This window comes from Brevibacillus sp. FSL K6-0770 (assembly GCF_038000275.1).
Classification (GTDB): Bacteria; Bacillota; Bacilli; order Brevibacillales; family Brevibacillaceae; genus Brevibacillus; species Brevibacillus parabrevis.
On the sequence record NZ_JBBOBQ010000001.1, the window covers coordinates 3,941,899 to 3,960,785 of the forward strand.

Genomic DNA, 18,887 nt, shown 5'->3' on the forward strand with positions numbered 1-18,887 from the left:
TACCAGAAGTTATTAATATATTGTTACTGGTGATCTTTGAGTTATCCGAAGCGGATCAACTTGCTTGTTACTATTAAAACCTTGATCAATCCATTGGAATACAATTTCGGCAACAGTAGACTTTGGAATTTCAAAACCACACGCTTCGATTATTGCTTTAACTTGTTCTTGTTTTAATATTGGTTTTTTATGATTAAAAATTGGATCAAGCCATAGCTCTCTATCCGACTCGTCTTTAATGATGACCCGGTAACCTTTATCACTATAATCCCTTAAACCTTTGTATGAATATCCGTGTTCCCTAGCTTGGTCATCAGAATTAAAGATAGTTATTTGGACGGGTTTTGGAATAAAAGACCTGCTACGTTCTATAATTTTGAGCTCAAGGTCGTCATCATAATTATAGGGAAATTTTTCATGTATCAGTGCAAGATGATCATCGTGATAATAAAGCATTAATTGGCCTTCATCAAGTCCCCAAAAATGGTATTTACTCCGATCATGAGTAAAAACATCAGTTTTATCATTTTCTCTAACCATGGTTACAATATGATTTGAAAATACATGGTCAATATCTTCTTGAGAAAAACCAAGTTTTTTCAAAACTCTTTCCGTACCGTGGGGCCCTTCGCCACCGTAGCCGCAATTGCAACCGCCCAACCATAATTCTTGGCCAATTTCATCTATCAGTACTAATCCAGGGGTATTAACACTGAGTAAATTTCCACTCCTAAAATGTTCTGATGGAACAAAAAAACCGTAGACCGCAGCATCAATGTCTTCAAAGAATGCATGTATCTTAACAATGTTTCTTAGCTTATTAATATTTTGCTCAAAAAAGTCGATGCTGTTTCTAGTAACACCACTATTATCGAATAGCAGAGGAGCCGAGGATTTAATTTTCCGTTGAATTCCTAGTTTTTTATTCCTCGCATAACTATCCACATCACTTGCTAGAAATAAACTTACATTTTGTGTTTGCTTTATCGGGGATAATTCGCCACTCTTAACTATGGCATTTAACCGTTGTCGAGTAACGCCTAACATTTCTGCTGCTTCTGAGGTAGTGAGGATGTTTGTTTTCAAAAAGTCTAATAGCTTTAACTTCGAATTCATTTCCATATTCGCTCAGCCCTCCATCAACCAAGGAATAATTTCCCTAAACCTATTATACAATTCTATTGACGATCGTCAATCAATAAAATTACAACAGTAAACAATCTGTGTTTACGATTATAAAAAAACCCCAGTTATAAACTGAGGAAATAATTTATACTGCTTTTGTATTTCTACATTTTGGATAACTGGAGCATCCGTAAAACTCACCTTTCGCGCCTTTACGCAAAACCATTTTTCCTCCACATCTTTCACAATGCAACTCCTTCTGAGGTAATTGTGCCATTACTTGTTTGGGATTTGGCTTAGATTTGGGATTCATTTGAAGAATCATCTCTATGAGCATTTCACGGTTTATTAGTCGAACACTATTTGATGATGCAAGATTACGAGCAGCATCAGTATAATCTCGATTACTTACTACCCATGCCTCGTGAGCTTTATAGTGAGCAATTGATGCTTGTGCTTGTTGTACCGCTTCGATACCAACATTCTTACTATATCGCTTTGCTTGAACAACTATCCTTTTCCCTTCTTTATGAATGACCAGATCAGCTCCATAATCACCGGCGGCCCTTGTCACTTCTACCTTATATCCCTGCGACTTGAAGAGTAATCCTAAATAGTGCTCAAATTGGCGTCCGTCCATCTTGTCAATATCAGATATTCCTGATTTCATGAGTCGTTCTTCCCGCTTTATCTTCACAGCTAATACAATACCTAATGCGATAGCTCCAAATATTCCAAAAGCTACTGCACCAGTTACAAATGAGTTGGTGTAGTAATATGAGGTTAAAAAAATCAATAATGTGACACCTGAAAGTAATTCTCCTAATGGATCTTTAGATCTCCTTCTACGTTTTGCCATTAAATTAGTATCTCCTTCTGATGATTTTCAATTTCAGGATAGTAAAGAATTTCAGTGACAACAAGCCAAAAGAATTGACACATTTCGACAAAAATACACCCTTTCCTTTTGAAAGGGTGCAGGTACTTTAGTGCAGGTACTTACTGTCAACATGTATATCTTTCGGTACCAACCATAAGAAAATGCCTTCCGGAAGCTCTTCACGATGCTTATCTAATATTAATATTTGTTCTTCATCTAAATTCTTAACAGTCATTCTTCCAGTTGGCTTTCCTTTTGATATATATACTTCTAGATTCATGTTTTCCTCTAAGATGAAGTCAAACTGACTTGACCAAATTTCACAGCTATGTTTTACTTTCCCAATTAATTCAAGCTGCTGTTCATAAGTCAATCTTCTTTTTCTTTCCCTGTGAAATACAGTGATTCCTAATAAGATAAGTGTTGTCGCTGGAATAATAATTAAGCAAATTAGTGGAGCAATAAATGTTTCTTTGGTATACATGGACAAAAAGTAGTAAATGCCATAGACAAGTGATGAAGCTAACCATATGATCGGTACGATCATCGAGAAGGTCACCAACAACATTGAGGCTCCGTTAAGGGGAGGCCCAGCTGTCCACAGTTTTACTCGATAATAAAAAATACCAATGATTATCCAAAGCAACAACAGACTTATCTGTACAATTAACCAGGTAGGCATAACCCTCACCTTCTAAAAGTTATTGATTGTTCTCCCCCTTTAAGATCAACGGTATTTCCCTTAGAGGGGGATTAGAATTCCTTGAGTCTGTTATTACTAATTTATGTCGGAATTTCAGGAACGTGTCATCTACTTTAAATCTACCATAAAATACGCCTTCATTTACTGTTAAATCGATTTGTTTGTGAGGTAAATTTTTTGCACCAATCCCCATTGGACGAAGAATTGCTTTGGGATCGGAATTAACTATATGTTCTTTAGACCTCTCTGTAAGTAATTCAAATGAAAAAGTATATACTTGTCCAACTTCCAATACCTCCGTTGGGGGACCACTGAAGTACAAAGAATACTTTTCAGAGTACATTACCTCAATTACCAAATCACTAAATACGAATTTAACTCCCTTTACATCATCAGGGATAATCGAATTCATCTCTGTTTCGGTTAATCCTTTTGAGTGTAAATAAACCATTGGTTCCTGCATTTCATCAATAGCATTGCCAAATAAATTTTTAGCTATAATCCTTGGAGTTAATGTAGTCACATTTTCGCTCCACATTGCCTCAGGTATTCTACCCAAACTAAATGTAATTAATTTCAGAACCTCTTTTATTTTGAATTCATTTTCGCTATAGTAAGCTAATGTTACTTTTGAACTAGGTTTTGTTCGGAGCGCATTTAGTTCTGGAATTATTATTTGTTTATTTTCAACTGCATCGTTCCATTTTTCCTCCTCTGAATTCCCTTCCTTCATTACACTATAAAAAGTGGATACTTTTGATCCGCTACTAACAGGATTAAACATGACAGAGACAGCTTCAGGATCAATTTTTATATACAATTTTGTAGTAGGTTCAACATTATCTATTGTTACAATTACTTCGGATGTATCCGTCGGCCGTTTATATATGTCCTTCGCAAATACTTTGATCACGTTGTCCCCAGTTTCAAGAGGCAATATAATTTCTTCTTCATAGGGATGCGGACTTTGATTATTAACAGAATAAAAAATCTCATCAATAATGTCTTTGTTATCTACAGACACCTTAAGTTTTACTGGACCAGAGAAAATTTTCCTTCCTCTTCTGGAAGATTTTTTAACCTCTGCATCACCTTCTGAAACAGAAATACTTATCTTAGGTATAGGAGGCAAGCCGGTTGAGACTGGTTTTTTCACCTTACGAACTTTCTTTTTTTGCTCCCTACCCTCTACTGTCAAATTAGATTTCTCAGCTTCGTTTGATAAGTTTAATTTCAAGATTGCTGTAGTATCTTGACTTACCGGTAATGGCTCAAATGCAATTTCTGTTGTTTCTTCTTCATCTAGTAACTGAATTGAAACATCTGCTACCCCTGTTTTATATGCGTTAATTTCAAAAGACAAATCGATGTCTAAATCTTCTTCAATAAACATATATTTTGATTCACCCAAAGTGAATAACTCAACGGACTGATCTTTTAAAATGGGACTAACACCTGGCACACTTGGATCGAACACACCCGCGACATACAACCCATTTGAATCAAGAATAGTCGCTTCAACAGGGCACATAATTTTTGCTAGCTTTCCATTTTTCAGTTTTGAAGTAATGTTGTTATTTCTCTCAATTCCTGTTGGAATTGGCTGTATTTTTTCGGACGCTGACCATTTTACAAAATCGATAACTTCATTGTAACAACATAACTTGGAGTGCTTTCCTGAAAAAAAGTATCGATTAGCTACATGTGGTGGCTCTGCACTTCTAATTGGTACAACTCCATCCCCGTTATTAAAGATCGCCTCTTCCTTAAACATGAAAGCATTCCTTAGCCTGTTATCAGGAACCTTATATAAAGTTGCGTATCCATAACCAATCAAACAATCGTGCTCAATTTCCTCTGGTAGAGATTTTGCCATGGCTTGTTGTAATGGCTGCATATAATTTTTCCAAACATCAATAGTTGGCTGATCAGGCGTCTCCTTGTATTCTTCATTGAAAAAGCCTTGCACGTTCATAATGACATTTATATAGTCAGCAGTATCGAAAAACTTACCATCAACTGCATTAAAATATGCATCATGAGGCAATAATTGGTATACCGACGGGAATAACCTAGACATCGATCGGGTTCTCTCTTCACTATAAATAGGAAAGATGTGACCTAACCCCTCAAACAATCCAGGTTCTCCATAGGTCAATACCTTATAAGCGTCAGGTGCTCCCAACCATGGTGTTCCAATGGTAATCAATTTTTTAACCAGCTTACTTCTTTTTTGAGAAGCTAACTCCAAAATTGCTAATTTGGCTAACAGCCCACCCATACTGTGTGCTACAAGGATTACACCATCATTTACAGCAAGCTCAGCTATTTTATTCACTAAATTTTCTACATGATCGAACAAAGAACGGCGCCAATCATATGGAAAAAAGGACATTTCTTTAGGTGAAAAAGCTTGAATAAAATCGGAATACACCTTAAATTCGAATAAAGTATAAGCACTTACTGAAGATAGCAAGCTTTTTGCTTCAATATTTTGATTAGCGATATTCATAATCTTGAGATCATCGATTGTCTGAGGAAACCACACTTTATGACTTCCTGCAAACAATTCACTACCCTTAATACCTGGAATAAAAAGCATTTGAGTCACTGCTAATCCTCCTTGTAATGTCTGCTATAGTTTGTAAAATTATTAGGTAATTTATCACATTTTGTCACTTCATTATAGCTCGTTATCTTTATTACAAAAAGAGGAAATCAAAATAGCCACTAATACTCCACTTATATCCAATCAAAAAACGGCCTAATCTTGGCCGTTTATCTTATATGTCTTTTCCAGTGATTCGATAGCTTGTCCAATCCTTTCGATTGCATACCGGATAGCCTGCTCGGTCTGCGGAACAGCAGACTGTTCATATACTTTAACCGAAGTAGGTTGTAGTGCTTCTTTCTCTATATCGTGTTGCTCCCATTCTCTAACACGGTGCCAGTTGGCTTCCAATTCCCAAACGTAACTCCTTGCATCAAGAATAGTACGATTAATAATGCTGAACAATCTTCGATCCTCTTCATGAATCCCTATCAAGACCCCTGCCTTTACCACCTCATTCCAAGCACCGATTTGTAGGCCCGAAATAATGGACTTTGCAGTACTCCATCTATTCATAATATTTGGTCCCCTGCCAATAAAGGTTAACGATCGATGAAGCACTTTCTGATTAAATCTAAGCTCTTCGTACAGGTATTCTAAGAATGTTAGCTTTTTCAATTGGAACTCTATTTTGGCATCTTTTTGTCTTTCCTTAGCCTGTTTTGATAATTGCCAATTCGCTACAAAAAAACCTCCGACTGCACCTATGAAAGCACCCACAATGGATGATGCGAAAGCAATAGTAGCGTTTGCTAGAAACTCAGGAGAGTATAAAAATTGTTCAAACGTCATCCCAATCATCCTTTAGATATTTTTAAGTTAATACGCTCATTTTTGAAATGACATGATCAAGTATCAATTGCAGACACATCCTTTCGATAATTTCACAGTTTTGGTCGTCCCGTCCCATTCCACCTGCAGACCGAGAGCCTCAGCAAGTTCACGGGCCGGGGCATAAGAGACGCCAGATTCTATTGCCTCCGTCAAATCGTGGCAGTTGACCGTCACCTGTTTGGTGGCAGCGTCGTATACCGGCCCCACGCCCAGCGCTTCTGCCACCACTCTGACCGGGAGCATGGAAACCCCGCCCTTCAGGTATCCATCGGCTTTTAAGTGGACTCCGTTTATCTCAATGGAAACCTTATCCACAGGTTTTGGGGTTGGTTTTGGGGTTGGTTGTGGATTTGGTGTGAGTAAATACTGCACATCTGCTTTAAACTTTCCCCACGCCTGCGCCGCTGTCAGGCAGGTAAATCGGCGGGCGAAGTCGTCAGAAACGAAATAGGCTGGGCAGTTTTTTCCAGTGATATCGAAATGCCTCCACAGGCGATCCACTCCCCAGCCAAACCGCTTCAGGATATCGGCAGACAACTCCACCGTTCGCTTATACATCGATTTAAAGTCTCCATCACAGTTGACGCACATCTCGATCCCGATCGTACAATTGTTTGGATAGGAACTGAGCATCTTGAGTGCTTCAGGCTTGTACGACTTGGCACCTACGTGGTAGCCCATCTCTGTTTCCGGAAGGCAGCGGACAATTTGCTTGTCATCAACAATATAGTGGGCGCTGGCCTCGGTAGTAGGTTTGTTGAAGTAGTTGCGGTTGGCAACGGCGTTGGCTCCTTTTCCTTCGTTGGCTGTCCAGTGTATAACAAGGCCCCGGGGTGAAATATTCGTCCCGGGGCGCGCGTTTTTGTTTGTCAAAAGCATGTCTGTGATCTGCACTACTGTTCACTCTCCCTTTTCTCTGTTGTCTGCTTCCAAAGCTGATGTGTAAGGCTCGCCACACCTGCTGCCAGGATGCCTTGCACAACGCTCTCGACCGTGACCGCCTGCAGGATACCGCAAGCCAACACGATGCCCGCCAGCATGAGCAGCCACGGAATGCTCCAGTCCTGCACACGCGGCGTTCGCTTGAGAAAGTATCCCAGCACCAGGAGCACGACGACCACGATCAGCGCCTTGTCTGCCATGTACTGCTGTGCCAATGCCAAAAGTTCCGTTTGATTCATTTACCTACACCGCCTTTGACAAGATTCCAGATGAGAGCCGCGGCACCAAGTAGCGTGCCAACGATCCACTTCTTATCATCTTTGTTTTGTTTTTTGTCTTCTTCGATCTTTTTTTCCAGTTCATCAAGCTGCTTACTCAGCTCATCCAGCCGCTTATGAGCTGCCTTCGTGCTCTGCAATGCCTCGATAGCCAACTTCTCCGTCTGTTCCCATTTGCCCGCCATGTTGGACAACTGCTTGATCTCTGTTTCGATCTTGCCGATGGCAACTAAAATCTCAGTAATCCCCTTTTGCAAGTCTTTGATTTCGTCCAATGTTCTTTCGCCTCCTCACCCCCTTGGGGCAAAAAAATAGCCCCGATCGGTTCGGGGCAGGCTATCAGTCGTGATGATGAGGGGCGAGCTCCCCCTATGCAACCTTGAACAGCTTCTCTGATGATGCCAGCAGACCAGGCGGTAGGAAATTCTTTGGTCTCTCTGGAAGCAGATCGATCCACGCGTTCTGAAACATTTTGTAAGCCGTCTCGCAGCAGTTCATCTTGTTTGCAGCATCCAAAGCATGAATTCTACCTTGCGAAAGAATAAACAAGCCATTACTGAGCGATTGTCTCAGATCATAGGGCGTCCGCAAATGCTCATTAATAAATTGCTGCATCCGATGTTTTTGCAAATTAGACAAGGTCTCCTTGAGACGGAATACATCGTATTCCTCTGGCCGGTATTCCAAATGACGAATCTGAAAAGGATATCGCCAATCGGTCTCCGCGAGGTGGAGCTCGTCCAGGACGATAGCAACATGAGAATAAGGGGAGTCCGTGACCCCCCTGATGATCCTTCCTATCCATGAATCCCCCTTGTAAAAAAGGAGGTCGAAGCGTCTGAGTCGCACACGCCTCGCCTCCTACCAGGTGCCGGTTACAGTCATTTTCGCGTTGTAGTAGTCCTGCCGGTTTTGCTGTGTCTTTTCGAATTGCTGGTGGAAATATTGATAGCGCCAATCGTTCGTATCATTGATCGGCATGTCGTTAAGGTTAATGGTCGTGAGCATCGCGTCCAGATATTGCTGTTCTTCAGCAGAAAGCTTTGTGCGATCGATTGCCTTGCCCAGCAATTTAAAAAGCACCACCAAACCAAATTCGACGGCTGACAGTGCTTTCGGAATTTCCTCTTTTGCTGGGGAGTAGTCTTTAAACAGGACCAGCGTTACCAGATCCTGCTCTTCTGCTGTAAGGGAAGAAAAAGTGGATGCTTTGATCTCACCTGTAGCAATGCGCTCACGGATGTCCTGCTCTCTCTGAGCCAAAGCCACATCCACTTTTGTTTCCTTTTGGAGTAATTCAAGTTGCTCATCTGGAGTTAATGGTCTATCGAAAAACTCAAAATCAAAAGTGTTTGTTACAGGATAGTAATATCGACGGAAACCCTTACCTGCAGGGATGTTCTCCGGCATCGGCAGCTCTGATCCATCATACTTTACGCATCTATCCAATGCTTCTTTGGGCGGATCAATGTTATAAACTGTTTCAATTTCTGCTTTGTTCGCGTCAATCATTCGATAAGTGAAATGAATCATAATTTATTTCCTCCTTGTACGATCACAGAATTTTAACTGCCACGACTGCGGATGAAACTCCTGTATTGTAGCTGCCATATGAATCATTGACATACCCCAGAAGCCCCAACTTTTCGTTCAACTTGCAAAGCGCCATTCTTCGATATGTCGCCCCATACACGCTGTATTTCTTAGTTGCCCTGGTTGAATCAAATTTTTCTATGATGGTACCAGGGTTACCGCCTGTATCAAGGGAGAAGAAGTACAGATCGCCCTTCTTATCTTGGATAGCAGCATGTGCATATGCATATGGCCATGTCTCCGCGATGGTTAAGTTAGCCTGGTTGATCTTCAGGACTTGTGCTGAGGTTGTTCCATACCAATCCCCATATAGGAGGTAATTTCCATCTGGTGTGAGGTTCACGCCATGTCTCCCGTTTGGACTGTTCCCATCATTAGAGACTTTGAGAGTGTGTGTAATCACGCCAGCCGAACTAACCCGCCACATTGTCTGCTCGCCGCCGCTAACGCCCCTACCCGAGACAAAAACAGCACTTTTGTCCCCGTTGAGGGTAATCTGCTGTTCCCAGTAGCCGTTGCTCCATTGAGAGATATTCGTTGCCCACAATGCTGCGCAATCCGATAATCTGAATTTGCGCAAATATGTGTCGCCATTATAGATGGTGTAGAAGCAGTTGTTCGCTTCATCTACGACCAACCCCACCCATTGCACTGTTGCACTCTGGTTGATGTTTGGTGCGCCTGAAATATTCGGCAATACAGTCGTTGTCGGTGCTACCGACAAATCAAGAGTAAATTTATATAGATACCCCTGAAAGCAGAAATAGATGGTTGTTGCGGTCATAGCAAAGTTAAAAGGTTTTGCTGCTGAGTTTCCTGTACTTAATTGCCATGAGGTGCTTTCTGTGCCATCCGGTAAAAATTTCGTCAGATAAATATACAGGTTGTTGCTGTTGAATCTCAAAACGTACATATTGCCATCTGCGTCCCAATCATAACCCAATACTTGAAATTGAGAAGATGCTGGTGTAACGAATTTAACTGCTGGCTTTCCTACGCTTGTTTTCTCTACTGGGATCACAGAACCCTTACTGAATCCAGCCCCTACATGTCCTCCGCGTTGAGCCGCATCAGCAGCTAATGACATTGCATTAAACATGCTCATTCCCCTCCCTTCTCTTACGCCTCGCTGGTCATCACACCATTAGCATCGAACGTGCGGTCCACTCGCTCTGTTCCCAAGGCTGTCACTCCGTCGGGTCCATAGTACGTTGTTACGACGGTTAGGTAGTTTCCGTTTGCGTCCGGGTTAGAATGCACTACTCTTGCATACAAGGAACCATCTGTTCTCTTGTAATCGATGGTAGCGTATTTGCCATTGGCGTCAGCCGCTCCGTTTGTATAGTAACGCAATTTGTTTGTACCGATTGGCTTCCAAAACGACCATCCTGCTGCTGTCGTTCCTGTCCGATGCCATATTAGGCAAGTGGAATCGTCTGAAAAACACATTTGATGAACCGGTCCGCCGCTATCGTCCGTCCAAGGCTTATACGTTGCGACCAATCCGTACTGTGTCCCAGTCTTAATTCCGAGGTCGACCAATCTTGTGAATTCCAGCGTAATGCCCTGGGCATATGCGCCTGGAAGTTTTGTTGTATTCCGGGTGTCGGCAGGTGTCTTTGGAACGTAATTTGCCAAATCGGTATCTAGGGCATATTGCGGATGTGGGTCGCCAGTGTTGTTGTGGTTTCCGCTGTGGAGAATCGTGTTGTTCAGGTATTTTAGCACCGCATTTGAAACTGCAAAGAGCGATGTAGCTCCTGTCTCGTCCGTTACGGTAAGTGACCCCTCTGCTGCATTAATTACGGTTCCGGTTGCCTGGTCCTTTAGTTGTCCGCCGGCCGCCAAAACAACCCCTTCCAGGAGGTCCTGGAATGTGATGCTTCCGGTCATGGTTCCGCCGCTTTTAAGCAAATAAACAGCGTGTGGGTTTGCTGCTGCGGCGTGTGTCGTTAGGTCGGCTGCTACCTTATCCGCTGCAGCTTTGATAAACGCGTCATTGTTCAACAATCGCTCGAACAGTGGGTTGAGCGTATCTGCATGAACAGGGTCTGTGGTAAGAAGCTGACGCAAAACTTCACTATAGTCTTTAGGATTATGGATAGGATGATCTGCCATTCGCTACTTCCCCCTTTCTTAAAACTGTTCGTCCCAATCGATTTCAAGGGTTGTTTCTGCATCCATCCCCTTTGGCTTAAATGTTTTCCAAGCAACCAGATCGCCGGCCGCATCGTACAAGCCGCAGCAGCTGATTTCCACACTCCCCGTTTCAGCAAAGGTAGCGCTGACGGCTAATCTTAGGGTAGTGCTGACCGGAAAACTATGGCCGTCGATGTTTTTTCGGACTACCTCGCCCGGAATCACATTCACACTCCCATCAGGAGCAATTGGTTCCCGGGTCGCTGGATCGTGGCCGCCAGTCCCCCATCCTACCTGGGTGACTTTCGGCAACGGCGCGTCACCAGCGTGTGCCTTCGCAAATTTCTCGCGCGCCTTAGTCGTCGTTACGCTATTTGCCATCCTCTTTCTCCTCCTCTACTACCACGCCATTTTTTATGACTCGCATGGTTGTCGTATATTTGGGCTCCATCTTGCTGTCGGCTTCTTTGGTCATATGTTTACCACCTCCGTCACCACACCATTTTTCTTCACTCGAAGAGTTGCTGGCTGCTTGTAAAAGGTTTGCTCAAACGTGGTTTCCCCATTAAATGTCTGATTGCCATTAAAAATAGCTGCACCTGTTTGAGCTTTAATTTTCACCCTATTAGCGACCTGGTGAAGCAGGGGAATATCACTTGCAGCCTTAATCATTGCTCGCGTTATTCCCCCGTGCTTGACTGGAATCGCTAATGGCTGCGGAACGCTGTTGAATGTCAGCTGACCATTGAAAGAGTTCCGGCCATCGAATGTAGGGCTTGAAAATTCGGTGAACACACCGAAAGCATGAACCACATTTTGATATAAACGCACTTTAACCTCATGTCCGGGGCCATCATTGCTGTCATAACCAGTGAAAAAATAGTTGCCATCAAACCGGATACTGCCATCAAAATATAACGGCCTGCCTGATCTCCCTCCCGAAAGAGCCCACGGTCGTGTGGTGATCGTCATATGGATGCGCGAGGCAATCACGTGATCGATGGGCAGCATCTCATGCCCAACACCGAGGCGCGCCTCAAAGGAAAGGTGCTTCGGCCTCATTACCCTTACCTCTTCAACCATTTGATGAAAATCAAGTAATTCATCAATGTCGACCTGGATGACAAAGCGTTTCTCACGCCCATATTCAATTACCTTCGCGCTTCCGCTTGTCGTAAATCCTGCCACGATCCTCTCCATTTCTCTCGGAGTGATAAGCGGAGGGATATTGAGTCGTGACAGAACCCTTGCACGCCGTGTCTCCACCGCTGTCCCTTCAGGTACTGGTGGGAGTTTTAACTGTCTTTCCCATTCCGAAAGCCCCCATGTGGCAAGGATGGGATTCCCTTGCTGAATGACGTCCAGCGCAAATTCAACACGTCTATCCGATTCACTCTCGATTGCACCCAAAATGCCATTGGTAATTTTCGACTTCCTGTAATAAGGCGGTATGAGGAAAATAAGCCACTGACTCATGCCATCACCTCAAGCGTAACGGAACCAAGAACAGGCACTTCGTCGGGTCCGAAAGTGCTGTTTCCTGCCACTCCATTGATGGTCAACCCGCCGTAGTCATCGACACCCTTAATCCCCAAGAGGAGAGCGCCCGCCTTCGTCCATACGACCGGACGAATCGTTTCTTCGGCATCTGTCGACTCCAGAAGGTCCAACAGGTATTCGGCCAATGAAGCCTCATAAGCTGTTGTCACGGTGGCAAGTTCGAAGTTCTTTGCCAGCTTGGCCTTGGCGTAGAAATTGAATGTTTTGGGCGTTGCAGCAACCACGAAGATTCCATCATCACCGGGACCAAGCGGACGATTCGCTTGGATATGTGCCCGAGCTGCTTCCACAATCGTCTCGTCCGGAGAGGTACCATTCTGGCCGAGCAGCACCACTCGAACGGTGTTTGGGCCATCCAGGTTTTCAAAAACCCGCGCGCCAGCAACTCCCGGGACCTCCAAAGCCCATTCAATGTAGTGAGCGGCATTCCCGGATGTCGCTCGGCGCCGCACCTTTTGCCAGTATCGGTTCCGAAGGTCTGGATCGGACTCTTCATCAGTGCCGCCTTCCAAATCTGCCAGGAGCTCAACCGATTGCAATCCGTTAATGGTTTGGACAGGCAAGAGTTTCGTTCCAGCCTTCAAATTACCTTTCAGGCCTGTTTCCTCTGCCTGCAGCAATCCCATTCCAACGCCCGAACCATCCAGATTTATATCCTCCAGGACAACAAAAAACAGAGGGGCCGCTCCCTCTGTCATGAAACGAAATCCGGAAGAAATCTTATCTCCGGGAATCCCCGTCAGTTTTAATTGTGGTGTAGGGAGCCTAGCCTTTGTTGCCAGCTTACGTGTAATCCCCTGAGTGCTTACCGCAAGGTCAAGGTTCTCGCCCTCTGCATATTCCACCCAAAGCGCGTAATACAGAGCCAAAATAAATCGATATCCTTCGGCGTGTTCCATGGCGTCTACTTTTAGGAAGTCATACGGGATACTCCCTTCCTCCACATTCATGGGCCCAGCGATAGACAGGTACTTTGCCACAAGCCTGTTAAAAATTTCGTCTTCGGTTGGAATTGTCATCATTCGATTATCACCTCCTGCGGGATCAGCCCCTGATCTGTGACCAGCAAATAGCCTATTTTCAGGCCTGCTCCAATCCATTCAAATGAGAAGCCCTCACATCGATCGATACCATACAGAAACTCCACAGCTTCCCTGACGAGGCGCTTTGCTTCTGCCTGTTTCCATTCCCGAGTACCTTCTCCCCGGATCAGCTCCTTTAATTCATGGCCGTAAGCGGATGTATAAATAGGGTAGATGTAGCGATCCGTGCTCAGCGCCTTCTGTGCATTCTGCTGGAGAGCCTCTATCCCATCGATAATGATTGGTTTACCGTTCGGGTGTAAGAGAAATTCTCCCTGCTCAATGTCAAAGGCGTAAGTACGTAGAGAGGGTTGTTGCTGCTCTTCTGTTACTTGCGGTTTTTCAACCTGTTCAATAATTTCAGGGAAAATGCTCATGGCCGCACCACCCTATCGATGATGTAATAACGCGAACCAACTGAAGCAACAAGGACCCTGTCCCCTTTTTTCAGCACATCCTCAAACTTCATCTCCACAAAGTTGTAAGTGAATTTTGTGAGCTCTGGTGAAGGTGAATCGTCATCGGTATCTAGTAAATCCTTTTCCGTCTTGTCCCCCAGATTACGCTCTTTCTGCTCTTCATGAATGATTGTGACGATCCGCGAATGCCTTGTAAGGTGCTCAGCAATCATAAGAAAATCCTTACCAAATGGTTTGTTTATGCCATCGATAAGGATTGATAGGTTGGGGGGCGGTGTCTGAATGGTAGCCAGTTCAAGGCGCATTTCTTTCGGGATAGCATTTGCTTCTGACTTATTCGGCCCTCCAAGCACATGGGCAAGTTTTTGAAACCCATTCACGTACCGCTCACCTCCATTTGCAGCTGTAACTTCATTTCATGATAGCCTGGACGAATCGTATGGCTATCGCCCCAAACAGTATAAATCCCGTTCAGCTCCGTGATTTCCTCATACACCTCGATCTTTGTACCGGCAATGATGTCATCGATGCCCAGCGAGCTAACGGAGGCTTCGTCCTTTACCTTGTTCAGGTTGCTCAGTTCCTGCTTTGCAAGAGACGATGCTGTCCCCTTTTTCTCATCCTGAACTTCGATCACTTTGACCATTTTGCCGTACCGCTTGGCGTTGGTCTGATCCACCTGCTCATACAGAATCGCGCTGCTCTCATTGTCGCTGCCTACCACCCTGACCGCCGTCCTCATTTCACTGATGGAGCGTTTGCGGCTTGCATCGAGTAGGCTGATGCCCTGATTGATCTTCCACTGCTTTGTCTGGCCCCTTTGGGTTCCCACAAACACTTTACCTTGCTCAAGCCAGCACCAGTAGCGAATTCCGCTGCTGCGATACACCTGATTTAAGATGTCCACCACCGCATCCCAAAGGCTTTTTCGGATGACCTGTTTCTCAACGTATGGCATCGGGCCGATTTGACCGATTGGGATGCCCACTTGCTGGAACATCCTTGTCAGCAGCGCATCGGATCTTTCTCCAGTTGTGACCTCCACCACGTCGTTATTCAGAAGGTAGAAGCCGAGATCATACGCGACGGGATTGATATCACCCATTGATGTTTTCCGGAGATCTACAATCATGCCAGTAAAAAGTGAACGAGGCGCGCCAGTAAAATAGGAGATCAGTTCCATCAAGTCGCCTTCTTCAACATCTATCTTTGGCCAGAACCTATCCCGTCCCCTGTTTGTTTTCACCGTCAACGTCCGCTTTGCTTCTTGCCGACTTCCCGACCATGTCGCTTCGGTGAAAGGAATCCGTTGAGCCGTTTTACCAGGCTTTTGAATGCGAATCTCGTATCGATAATTGGGCTGCATGGCGGACACCTCACTTCTTCAGCTTTGGCTTCCCTCGGGAAAGGTATTGGTCGACCAAGCTCTCTTTTTCTTGTTCCTTTGTAGACGATACCTTGGCTGAGCGAGTATCCGGACGTATTTTCCCGCCGTTCACCGTCTGAAAAGCAATGTTCACGTTGGTGCTCTCCAGCGTAATAAAGCGGTATTCCTTCAAAGTCAGGCTGAATTCTATGTCAAATCCATCCCACTCGTGAGAAAAGTCTCGTATGGTGGCCGGAGTGTTAATAGAGCTGCCGGTAACTGTAAAGCGGATCGGATAGCCTGAGTTCTTCCAGCGCTTGATCGTTTCACCGAACTCTTCTGGGGAAGGGAATCCATCATAATCGCAAATACCCGAGTCGTATTGTTCTGGCCAGACAGATGAGAAGGAGTATTCTTCGAGTGAAGGATCTCCGATGATGGTGGCCTCACCAATCCCGACTAAATTGATATCTGTGTACTGATGCCCCACCTTCACGGAGATTTTCGGCGGCAGGATCGGCAGCCGTAGCTTTTCGGCATTATTATTCCACGTCAACCAAAACTCAAGGTGCTTGTACTTCATATCACCGACCTCCAAAAAGAAAAGACGCTCTACTTTTATAGAGCGCCTCGTATTCACTTGAATTTTACTGCGGTTCCGTATGCGATATGCACTGCTCCACTTAAGTGATATCTGAAACAAATCACTGCATCTGCACCTTGCTCTTTAGCCTTTTCAGCGAGCATATTAATAAAAACGTCCAAGTCGCTTGAAATTTTCGCAGATGCGACTGACACTGTTCCTATTGGCTCATAGTCCCGATTAAGCTTGTCAGAGGTTATAACGAGCATATCGGTTTTTGACTCTGAATCCTTTTTTGCTGCAAAGATCCCCATATGAAAGCCCCCCATTTGAAAAACTTTTTGTAATGGGAATATTTTACCTGTTATTCAAGGACAGTGACACCAGTACCTGAGAATATATGACCAGTTTTTTCAGCAACAATTTCTGCAATTTTTTCTGCCATCCTTTCTAACTCGTCTGGATCACTGACGTTACTTCCCTGAACGATTACTTGAACAGTCTGTTGGAGCTCAACGTAAGTATCACCTGCTGATTGTCCGTCTGTGAAAGATTGTGTTGCTAGAGTATTCGCCAGAGATGGTGTATAGCTTGGGACGTAGCTAAATGCTCCATTCATCGCATCAGCAAGTACATTTTCCGATGCAGCCACTCCCATAGCCATCGTTTCTGGAATTGCCATACCACTGTCAGTAAGGCGAGAAAATGGACCCATTTGTGCATCCGAATGTGGTAAAAACTGATCAGCCCATTCAAATACACTGGATAGAGCATCTGCAACTTTGTCCTTTACTGACAATATTCCATCTACAATGGTACTGATGATTTTTTGACCGCTGTCGAATAGACCGCTTATCCATCCGTCAAACCAGCCATCAATAGTAGTAAAAGCATTAAAGAATGTCTCCTTAATGGTATCCCATGCCCCTGACCAATCCCCAGTAATAAATTGGGTAAACGCTGTGAAGAGCCCTTTCCAAAATTCAAGTAACATTCCAAAGTATGCAGAAATTCCATCCCACACTGCTATTCCAGCATCCTTCACCCATTCCCATCCAGCTACTAAATAGGCACTTACCAAATCCCAATTCTCGTATAACCACCATCCGACTGCGATTAACGCAATTACAGCAGCGACGATAAGAAGAATAGGCCAAAGTGCTGTTAGTGACGAAATCCCAAAGCCCATCATAGCTACCTGTGCAGTTCTCAATCCAATGGTTATCGGCCCCCAAAGTCCAGCTAATAGCACTAATGGACCGACCGCCATTGCAAGAGCTGCAACCACCATCAAAAACGAAACAGCTACTTTCGTGATAAATGGATGCTCCTTTGTGAAGTTGCCAATCCCTTTTATCATAGCACCTAAGAAGCCAGCTACCGGCTTAACTACCTCCAAAACCGATTCACCGACAGGTTCAAAAGCCAGTTTCATTTCGTTTGCCATTGCCTGCCACTCGTTGGTTACCTGATCCACGATTTCGCTTGTTTTCCCGGCGAATCCTTCAAGAGGTCCAGCATCTAGCATTGCAAGCAACGCTTCTCTGCCCACGTCCTCATATTGAGTGCCGAAAACGCTACCCAAAACATCATCTTGCAGCCCTTGATCTTGAATGGCTGCTATACCAGCTGTAATGGTCATTATTGCTTGCTCAGCTTCCTTGCCTCCAGCCTTTATCTGGTCAAGCATTTTAAACAGCTTATCTTCTCCAAAGATACCTTCAAGGGCTCCGAGTGCATTTTCATCCAGTGCCTTGTTTAGACGAATACCGAACGACTCTTTGAAAGCATCACCAAGCTTATCAAAGTTGAACGCCTTGTCTGCTCCGGCGACAAACATTCCCATCATCTGTTCGGCGCTTAACCCGGCCTCTTTAAATTGACCGGAATACTCCCAAACCGTATCAAGTAAATCGTCAGCTTTATCACCAACACGCTGGTAAGCAGTTGCAATCATATCCAACCCTTTAATGGGGTCAGTCGCCCATTGTCCCTGCATCATATCTAAGGCTTTGGCTATTCCAGCTTGATCAAGGTTCCCAAAAGACGCCTTTTCAAGCGCCAGAGCTCCTTCTGCGACTTTCCCTATCTGATCGTCTGTACCTTCAAGCAATTGGCGAAGTCGGCCATATGCTTCTGCAGCTTCCAAGGGAGTTTCCACGAGCCCAGTAGAGAACAGTTCTTTTACTGTCTCCGACATGCCGATCATTTCTTGATCCGTGGCACCCACATTTGCTTGAAGGATACCAAGCGCCTGATCCATTCCATGTGCAGAAACTGCAGCAGCAGTCAAACCAGCTGTAATTACGGCTCCACCTGCTGTTGCCATCCCCCCAATTACCTCTAAGTGACCTGCTACTTCATCAACATGATCCAAAGACTCAGATACCTCGTCTCCAGCCCTCGCGGCGTCACGTAAGGCTCGTTCTAATCGTGAAATTTCCTGAGTGTCAATTTCACCCTCAGCACGATCCACCTCATCCATTTCCCTTCTGAGTCGTTCGGCCTCCCGTTCAGCATCACTGAGCGCATCATCCAAATCTTCGATTGGTCCAAGATCAAAGTCATCAAATAAATCATCAAGAGCATCCTCTACATCACCGGCTACGTCTTCTACATCATCTAAGCCATTCAACAGCCCTCGGATACTACGAAGGAGATTGGTTAATTGGCGAGTCATTTTATCTTGAAACTCTAAGGTGGTCGTCAAAGCCATTCACTATCCCCTCCTTCCCTTTCCGCGCCGCCGTTTTGCTTGTTCCACCTTCTTGG

At 44.5% G+C, this 18,887-nt stretch carries 21 protein-coding genes; all 21 read right to left on the reverse strand.

Features of this window, described 5'->3' with window-relative positions:
- Nucleotides 1-12 precede the first annotated feature (12 nt).
- The 21 genes from NST23_RS18585 to NST23_RS18685 all read right to left on the reverse strand — a co-directional run bounded on the left by NST23_RS18585 (nucleotide 13) and on the right by NST23_RS18685 (nucleotide 18,831).
- Nucleotides 13-1,122 carry a helix-turn-helix domain-containing protein gene (locus tag NST23_RS18585; protein WP_340964254.1) on the reverse strand — a complete coding sequence of 370 codons (1,110 nt, stop codon included), beginning with the start codon at nucleotides 1,120-1,122 and terminating at the stop codon, nucleotides 13-15.
- A 148-nt stretch (nucleotides 1,123-1,270) separates the two neighbouring features.
- The gene (locus NST23_RS18590) at nucleotides 1,271-1,984 is read right to left on the reverse strand and encodes a restriction endonuclease (RefSeq protein ID WP_340964255.1); all 714 of its coding nucleotides are present in this window, start codon (nucleotides 1,982-1,984) and stop codon (nucleotides 1,271-1,273) included.
- A gap of 127 nt (nucleotides 1,985-2,111) precedes the next feature.
- Nucleotides 2,112-2,552 carry a hypothetical protein gene (locus tag NST23_RS18595; protein ID WP_340964257.1) on the reverse strand — a complete coding sequence of 147 codons (441 nt, stop codon included), beginning with the start codon at nucleotides 2,550-2,552 and terminating at the stop codon, nucleotides 2,112-2,114.
- 154 nt (nucleotides 2,553-2,706) lie between these two features.
- Nucleotides 2,707-5,310: a lipase/acyltransferase domain-containing protein gene (locus tag NST23_RS18600; RefSeq protein ID WP_340965195.1), complete on the reverse strand. Its 2,604-nt coding sequence runs from the start codon at nucleotides 5,308-5,310 to the stop codon at nucleotides 2,707-2,709.
- A 162-nt stretch (nucleotides 5,311-5,472) separates the two neighbouring features.
- The gene (locus NST23_RS18605) at nucleotides 5,473-6,111 is read right to left on the reverse strand and encodes a hypothetical protein (protein ID WP_340964259.1); all 639 of its coding nucleotides are present in this window, start codon (nucleotides 6,109-6,111) and stop codon (nucleotides 5,473-5,475) included.
- A 63-nt stretch (nucleotides 6,112-6,174) separates the two neighbouring features.
- Nucleotides 6,175-7,047, reverse strand: coding sequence for an N-acetylmuramoyl-L-alanine amidase (locus NST23_RS18610; RefSeq protein WP_340964261.1), 873 nt, complete (start codon nucleotides 7,045-7,047; stop codon nucleotides 6,175-6,177).
- Entirely contained in the window at nucleotides 7,047-7,334 is a 288-nt protein-coding gene (locus tag NST23_RS18615) for a phage holin family protein (protein WP_340964262.1), read from the reverse strand. The genes NST23_RS18610 and NST23_RS18615 overlap by 1 nt, the downstream gene beginning before the upstream one ends.
- A complete protein-coding gene (locus NST23_RS18620) occupies nucleotides 7,331-7,648 on the reverse strand; it encodes a hypothetical protein (RefSeq protein WP_340964264.1) in 318 nt (105 codons plus the stop codon). Before NST23_RS18620 ends, NST23_RS18615 begins: the two co-directional genes overlap by 4 nt.
- A gap of 94 nt (nucleotides 7,649-7,742) precedes the next feature.
- Nucleotides 7,743-8,222 carry a hypothetical protein gene (locus NST23_RS18625; protein ID WP_340964266.1) on the reverse strand — a complete coding sequence of 160 codons (480 nt, stop codon included), beginning with the start codon at nucleotides 8,220-8,222 and terminating at the stop codon, nucleotides 7,743-7,745.
- 12 nt (nucleotides 8,223-8,234) lie between these two features.
- Entirely contained in the window at nucleotides 8,235-8,906 is a 672-nt protein-coding gene (locus NST23_RS18630) for a hypothetical protein (protein ID WP_340964268.1), read from the reverse strand.
- A gap of 22 nt (nucleotides 8,907-8,928) precedes the next feature.
- Nucleotides 8,929-10,065 (reverse strand): hypothetical protein, encoded by a 1,137-nt coding sequence (locus NST23_RS18635; RefSeq protein ID WP_340964271.1) that lies wholly within the window; start codon nucleotides 10,063-10,065, stop codon nucleotides 8,929-8,931.
- A gap of 20 nt (nucleotides 10,066-10,085) precedes the next feature.
- Nucleotides 10,086-11,084 (reverse strand): hypothetical protein, encoded by a 999-nt coding sequence (locus tag NST23_RS18640; protein ID WP_340964273.1) that lies wholly within the window; start codon nucleotides 11,082-11,084, stop codon nucleotides 10,086-10,088.
- Nucleotides 11,085-11,102: 18 nt separating this feature from the next.
- Nucleotides 11,103-11,486, reverse strand: coding sequence for a hypothetical protein (locus NST23_RS18645; protein ID WP_340964275.1), 384 nt, complete (start codon nucleotides 11,484-11,486; stop codon nucleotides 11,103-11,105).
- A gap of 90 nt (nucleotides 11,487-11,576) precedes the next feature.
- Nucleotides 11,577-12,581, reverse strand: coding sequence for a putative phage tail protein (locus NST23_RS18650; protein ID WP_340964276.1), 1,005 nt, complete (start codon nucleotides 12,579-12,581; stop codon nucleotides 11,577-11,579).
- Nucleotides 12,578-13,687, reverse strand: a complete 1,110-nt coding sequence (locus tag NST23_RS18655; protein ID WP_340964279.1) for a baseplate J/gp47 family protein — start codon at nucleotides 13,685-13,687, stop codon at nucleotides 12,578-12,580. The genes NST23_RS18650 and NST23_RS18655 overlap by 4 nt, the downstream gene beginning before the upstream one ends.
- Nucleotides 13,684-14,124 carry a DUF2634 domain-containing protein gene (locus NST23_RS18660; protein ID WP_340964281.1) on the reverse strand — a complete coding sequence of 147 codons (441 nt, stop codon included), beginning with the start codon at nucleotides 14,122-14,124 and terminating at the stop codon, nucleotides 13,684-13,686. Before NST23_RS18660 ends, NST23_RS18655 begins: the two co-directional genes overlap by 4 nt.
- Nucleotides 14,121-14,546 carry a DUF2577 domain-containing protein gene (locus tag NST23_RS18665; protein WP_340964283.1) on the reverse strand — a complete coding sequence of 142 codons (426 nt, stop codon included), beginning with the start codon at nucleotides 14,544-14,546 and terminating at the stop codon, nucleotides 14,121-14,123. Before NST23_RS18665 ends, NST23_RS18660 begins: the two co-directional genes overlap by 4 nt.
- Nucleotides 14,543-15,532 (reverse strand): XkdQ/YqbQ family protein, encoded by a 990-nt coding sequence (locus NST23_RS18670; protein ID WP_340964286.1) that lies wholly within the window; start codon nucleotides 15,530-15,532, stop codon nucleotides 14,543-14,545. The genes NST23_RS18665 and NST23_RS18670 overlap by 4 nt, the downstream gene beginning before the upstream one ends.
- 10 nt (nucleotides 15,533-15,542) lie before the next feature.
- Nucleotides 15,543-16,115 (reverse strand): hypothetical protein, encoded by a 573-nt coding sequence (locus NST23_RS18675; RefSeq protein ID WP_340964289.1) that lies wholly within the window; start codon nucleotides 16,113-16,115, stop codon nucleotides 15,543-15,545.
- Between the two features lie 53 nt (nucleotides 16,116-16,168).
- Nucleotides 16,169-16,429, reverse strand: coding sequence for a selenium-binding protein (locus NST23_RS18680; protein WP_340964291.1), 261 nt, complete (start codon nucleotides 16,427-16,429; stop codon nucleotides 16,169-16,171).
- A gap of 50 nt (nucleotides 16,430-16,479) precedes the next feature.
- Nucleotides 16,480-18,831, reverse strand: a complete 2,352-nt coding sequence (locus NST23_RS18685; RefSeq protein ID WP_340964292.1) for a phage tail tape measure protein — start codon at nucleotides 18,829-18,831, stop codon at nucleotides 16,480-16,482.
- Nucleotides 18,832-18,887 lie beyond the last annotated feature (56 nt).

Excerpts from the sequence above, each read along its gene's own strand:
- NST23_RS18615 (WP_340964262.1), bottom strand. The coding sequence starts at position 7,334 with ATGAATCAAACGGAACTTTTGGCATTGGCACAGCAGTACATGGCAGAC.
- NST23_RS18680 (WP_340964291.1), bottom strand. The coding sequence starts at position 16,429 with ATGGGGATCTTTGCAGCAAAAAAGGATTCAGAGTCAAAAACCGATATG.
- NST23_RS18670 (WP_340964286.1), bottom strand. The coding sequence starts at position 15,532 with ATGCAGCCCAATTATCGATACGAGATTCGCATTCAAAAGCCTGGTAAA.
- NST23_RS18590 (WP_340964255.1), bottom strand. The coding sequence starts at position 1,984 with ATGGCAAAACGTAGAAGGAGATCTAAAGATCCATTAGGAGAATTACTT.
- NST23_RS18630 (WP_340964268.1), bottom strand. The coding sequence starts at position 8,906 with ATGATTCATTTCACTTATCGAATGATTGACGCGAACAAAGCAGAAATT.
- NST23_RS18640 (WP_340964273.1), bottom strand. The coding sequence starts at position 11,084 with ATGGCAGATCATCCTATCCATAATCCTAAAGACTATAGTGAAGTTTTG.
- NST23_RS18595 (WP_340964257.1), bottom strand. The coding sequence starts at position 2,552 with ATGATCGTACCGATCATATGGTTAGCTTCATCACTTGTCTATGGCATT.
- NST23_RS18645 (WP_340964275.1), bottom strand. The coding sequence starts at position 11,486 with ATGGCAAATAGCGTAACGACGACTAAGGCGCGCGAGAAATTTGCGAAG.
- NST23_RS18600 (WP_340965195.1), bottom strand. The coding sequence starts at position 5,310 with ATGCTTTTTATTCCAGGTATTAAGGGTAGTGAATTGTTTGCAGGAAGT.
- NST23_RS18585 (WP_340964254.1), bottom strand. The coding sequence starts at position 1,122 with ATGGAAATGAATTCGAAGTTAAAGCTATTAGACTTTTTGAAAACAAAC.
- NST23_RS18605 (WP_340964259.1), bottom strand. The coding sequence starts at position 6,111 with ATGACGTTTGAACAATTTTTATACTCTCCTGAGTTTCTAGCAAACGCT.
- NST23_RS18650 (WP_340964276.1), bottom strand. The coding sequence starts at position 12,581 with ATGAGTCAGTGGCTTATTTTCCTCATACCGCCTTATTACAGGAAGTCG.
- NST23_RS18675 (WP_340964289.1), bottom strand. The coding sequence starts at position 16,115 with ATGAAGTACAAGCACCTTGAGTTTTGGTTGACGTGGAATAATAATGCC.
- NST23_RS18655 (WP_340964279.1), bottom strand. The coding sequence starts at position 13,687 with ATGATGACAATTCCAACCGAAGACGAAATTTTTAACAGGCTTGTGGCA.
- NST23_RS18635 (WP_340964271.1), bottom strand. The coding sequence starts at position 10,065 with ATGTTTAATGCAATGTCATTAGCTGCTGATGCGGCTCAACGCGGAGGA.
- NST23_RS18685 (WP_340964292.1), bottom strand. The coding sequence starts at position 18,831 with ATGGCTTTGACGACCACCTTAGAGTTTCAAGATAAAATGACTCGCCAA.
- NST23_RS18660 (WP_340964281.1), bottom strand. The coding sequence starts at position 14,124 with ATGAGCATTTTCCCTGAAATTATTGAACAGGTTGAAAAACCGCAAGTA.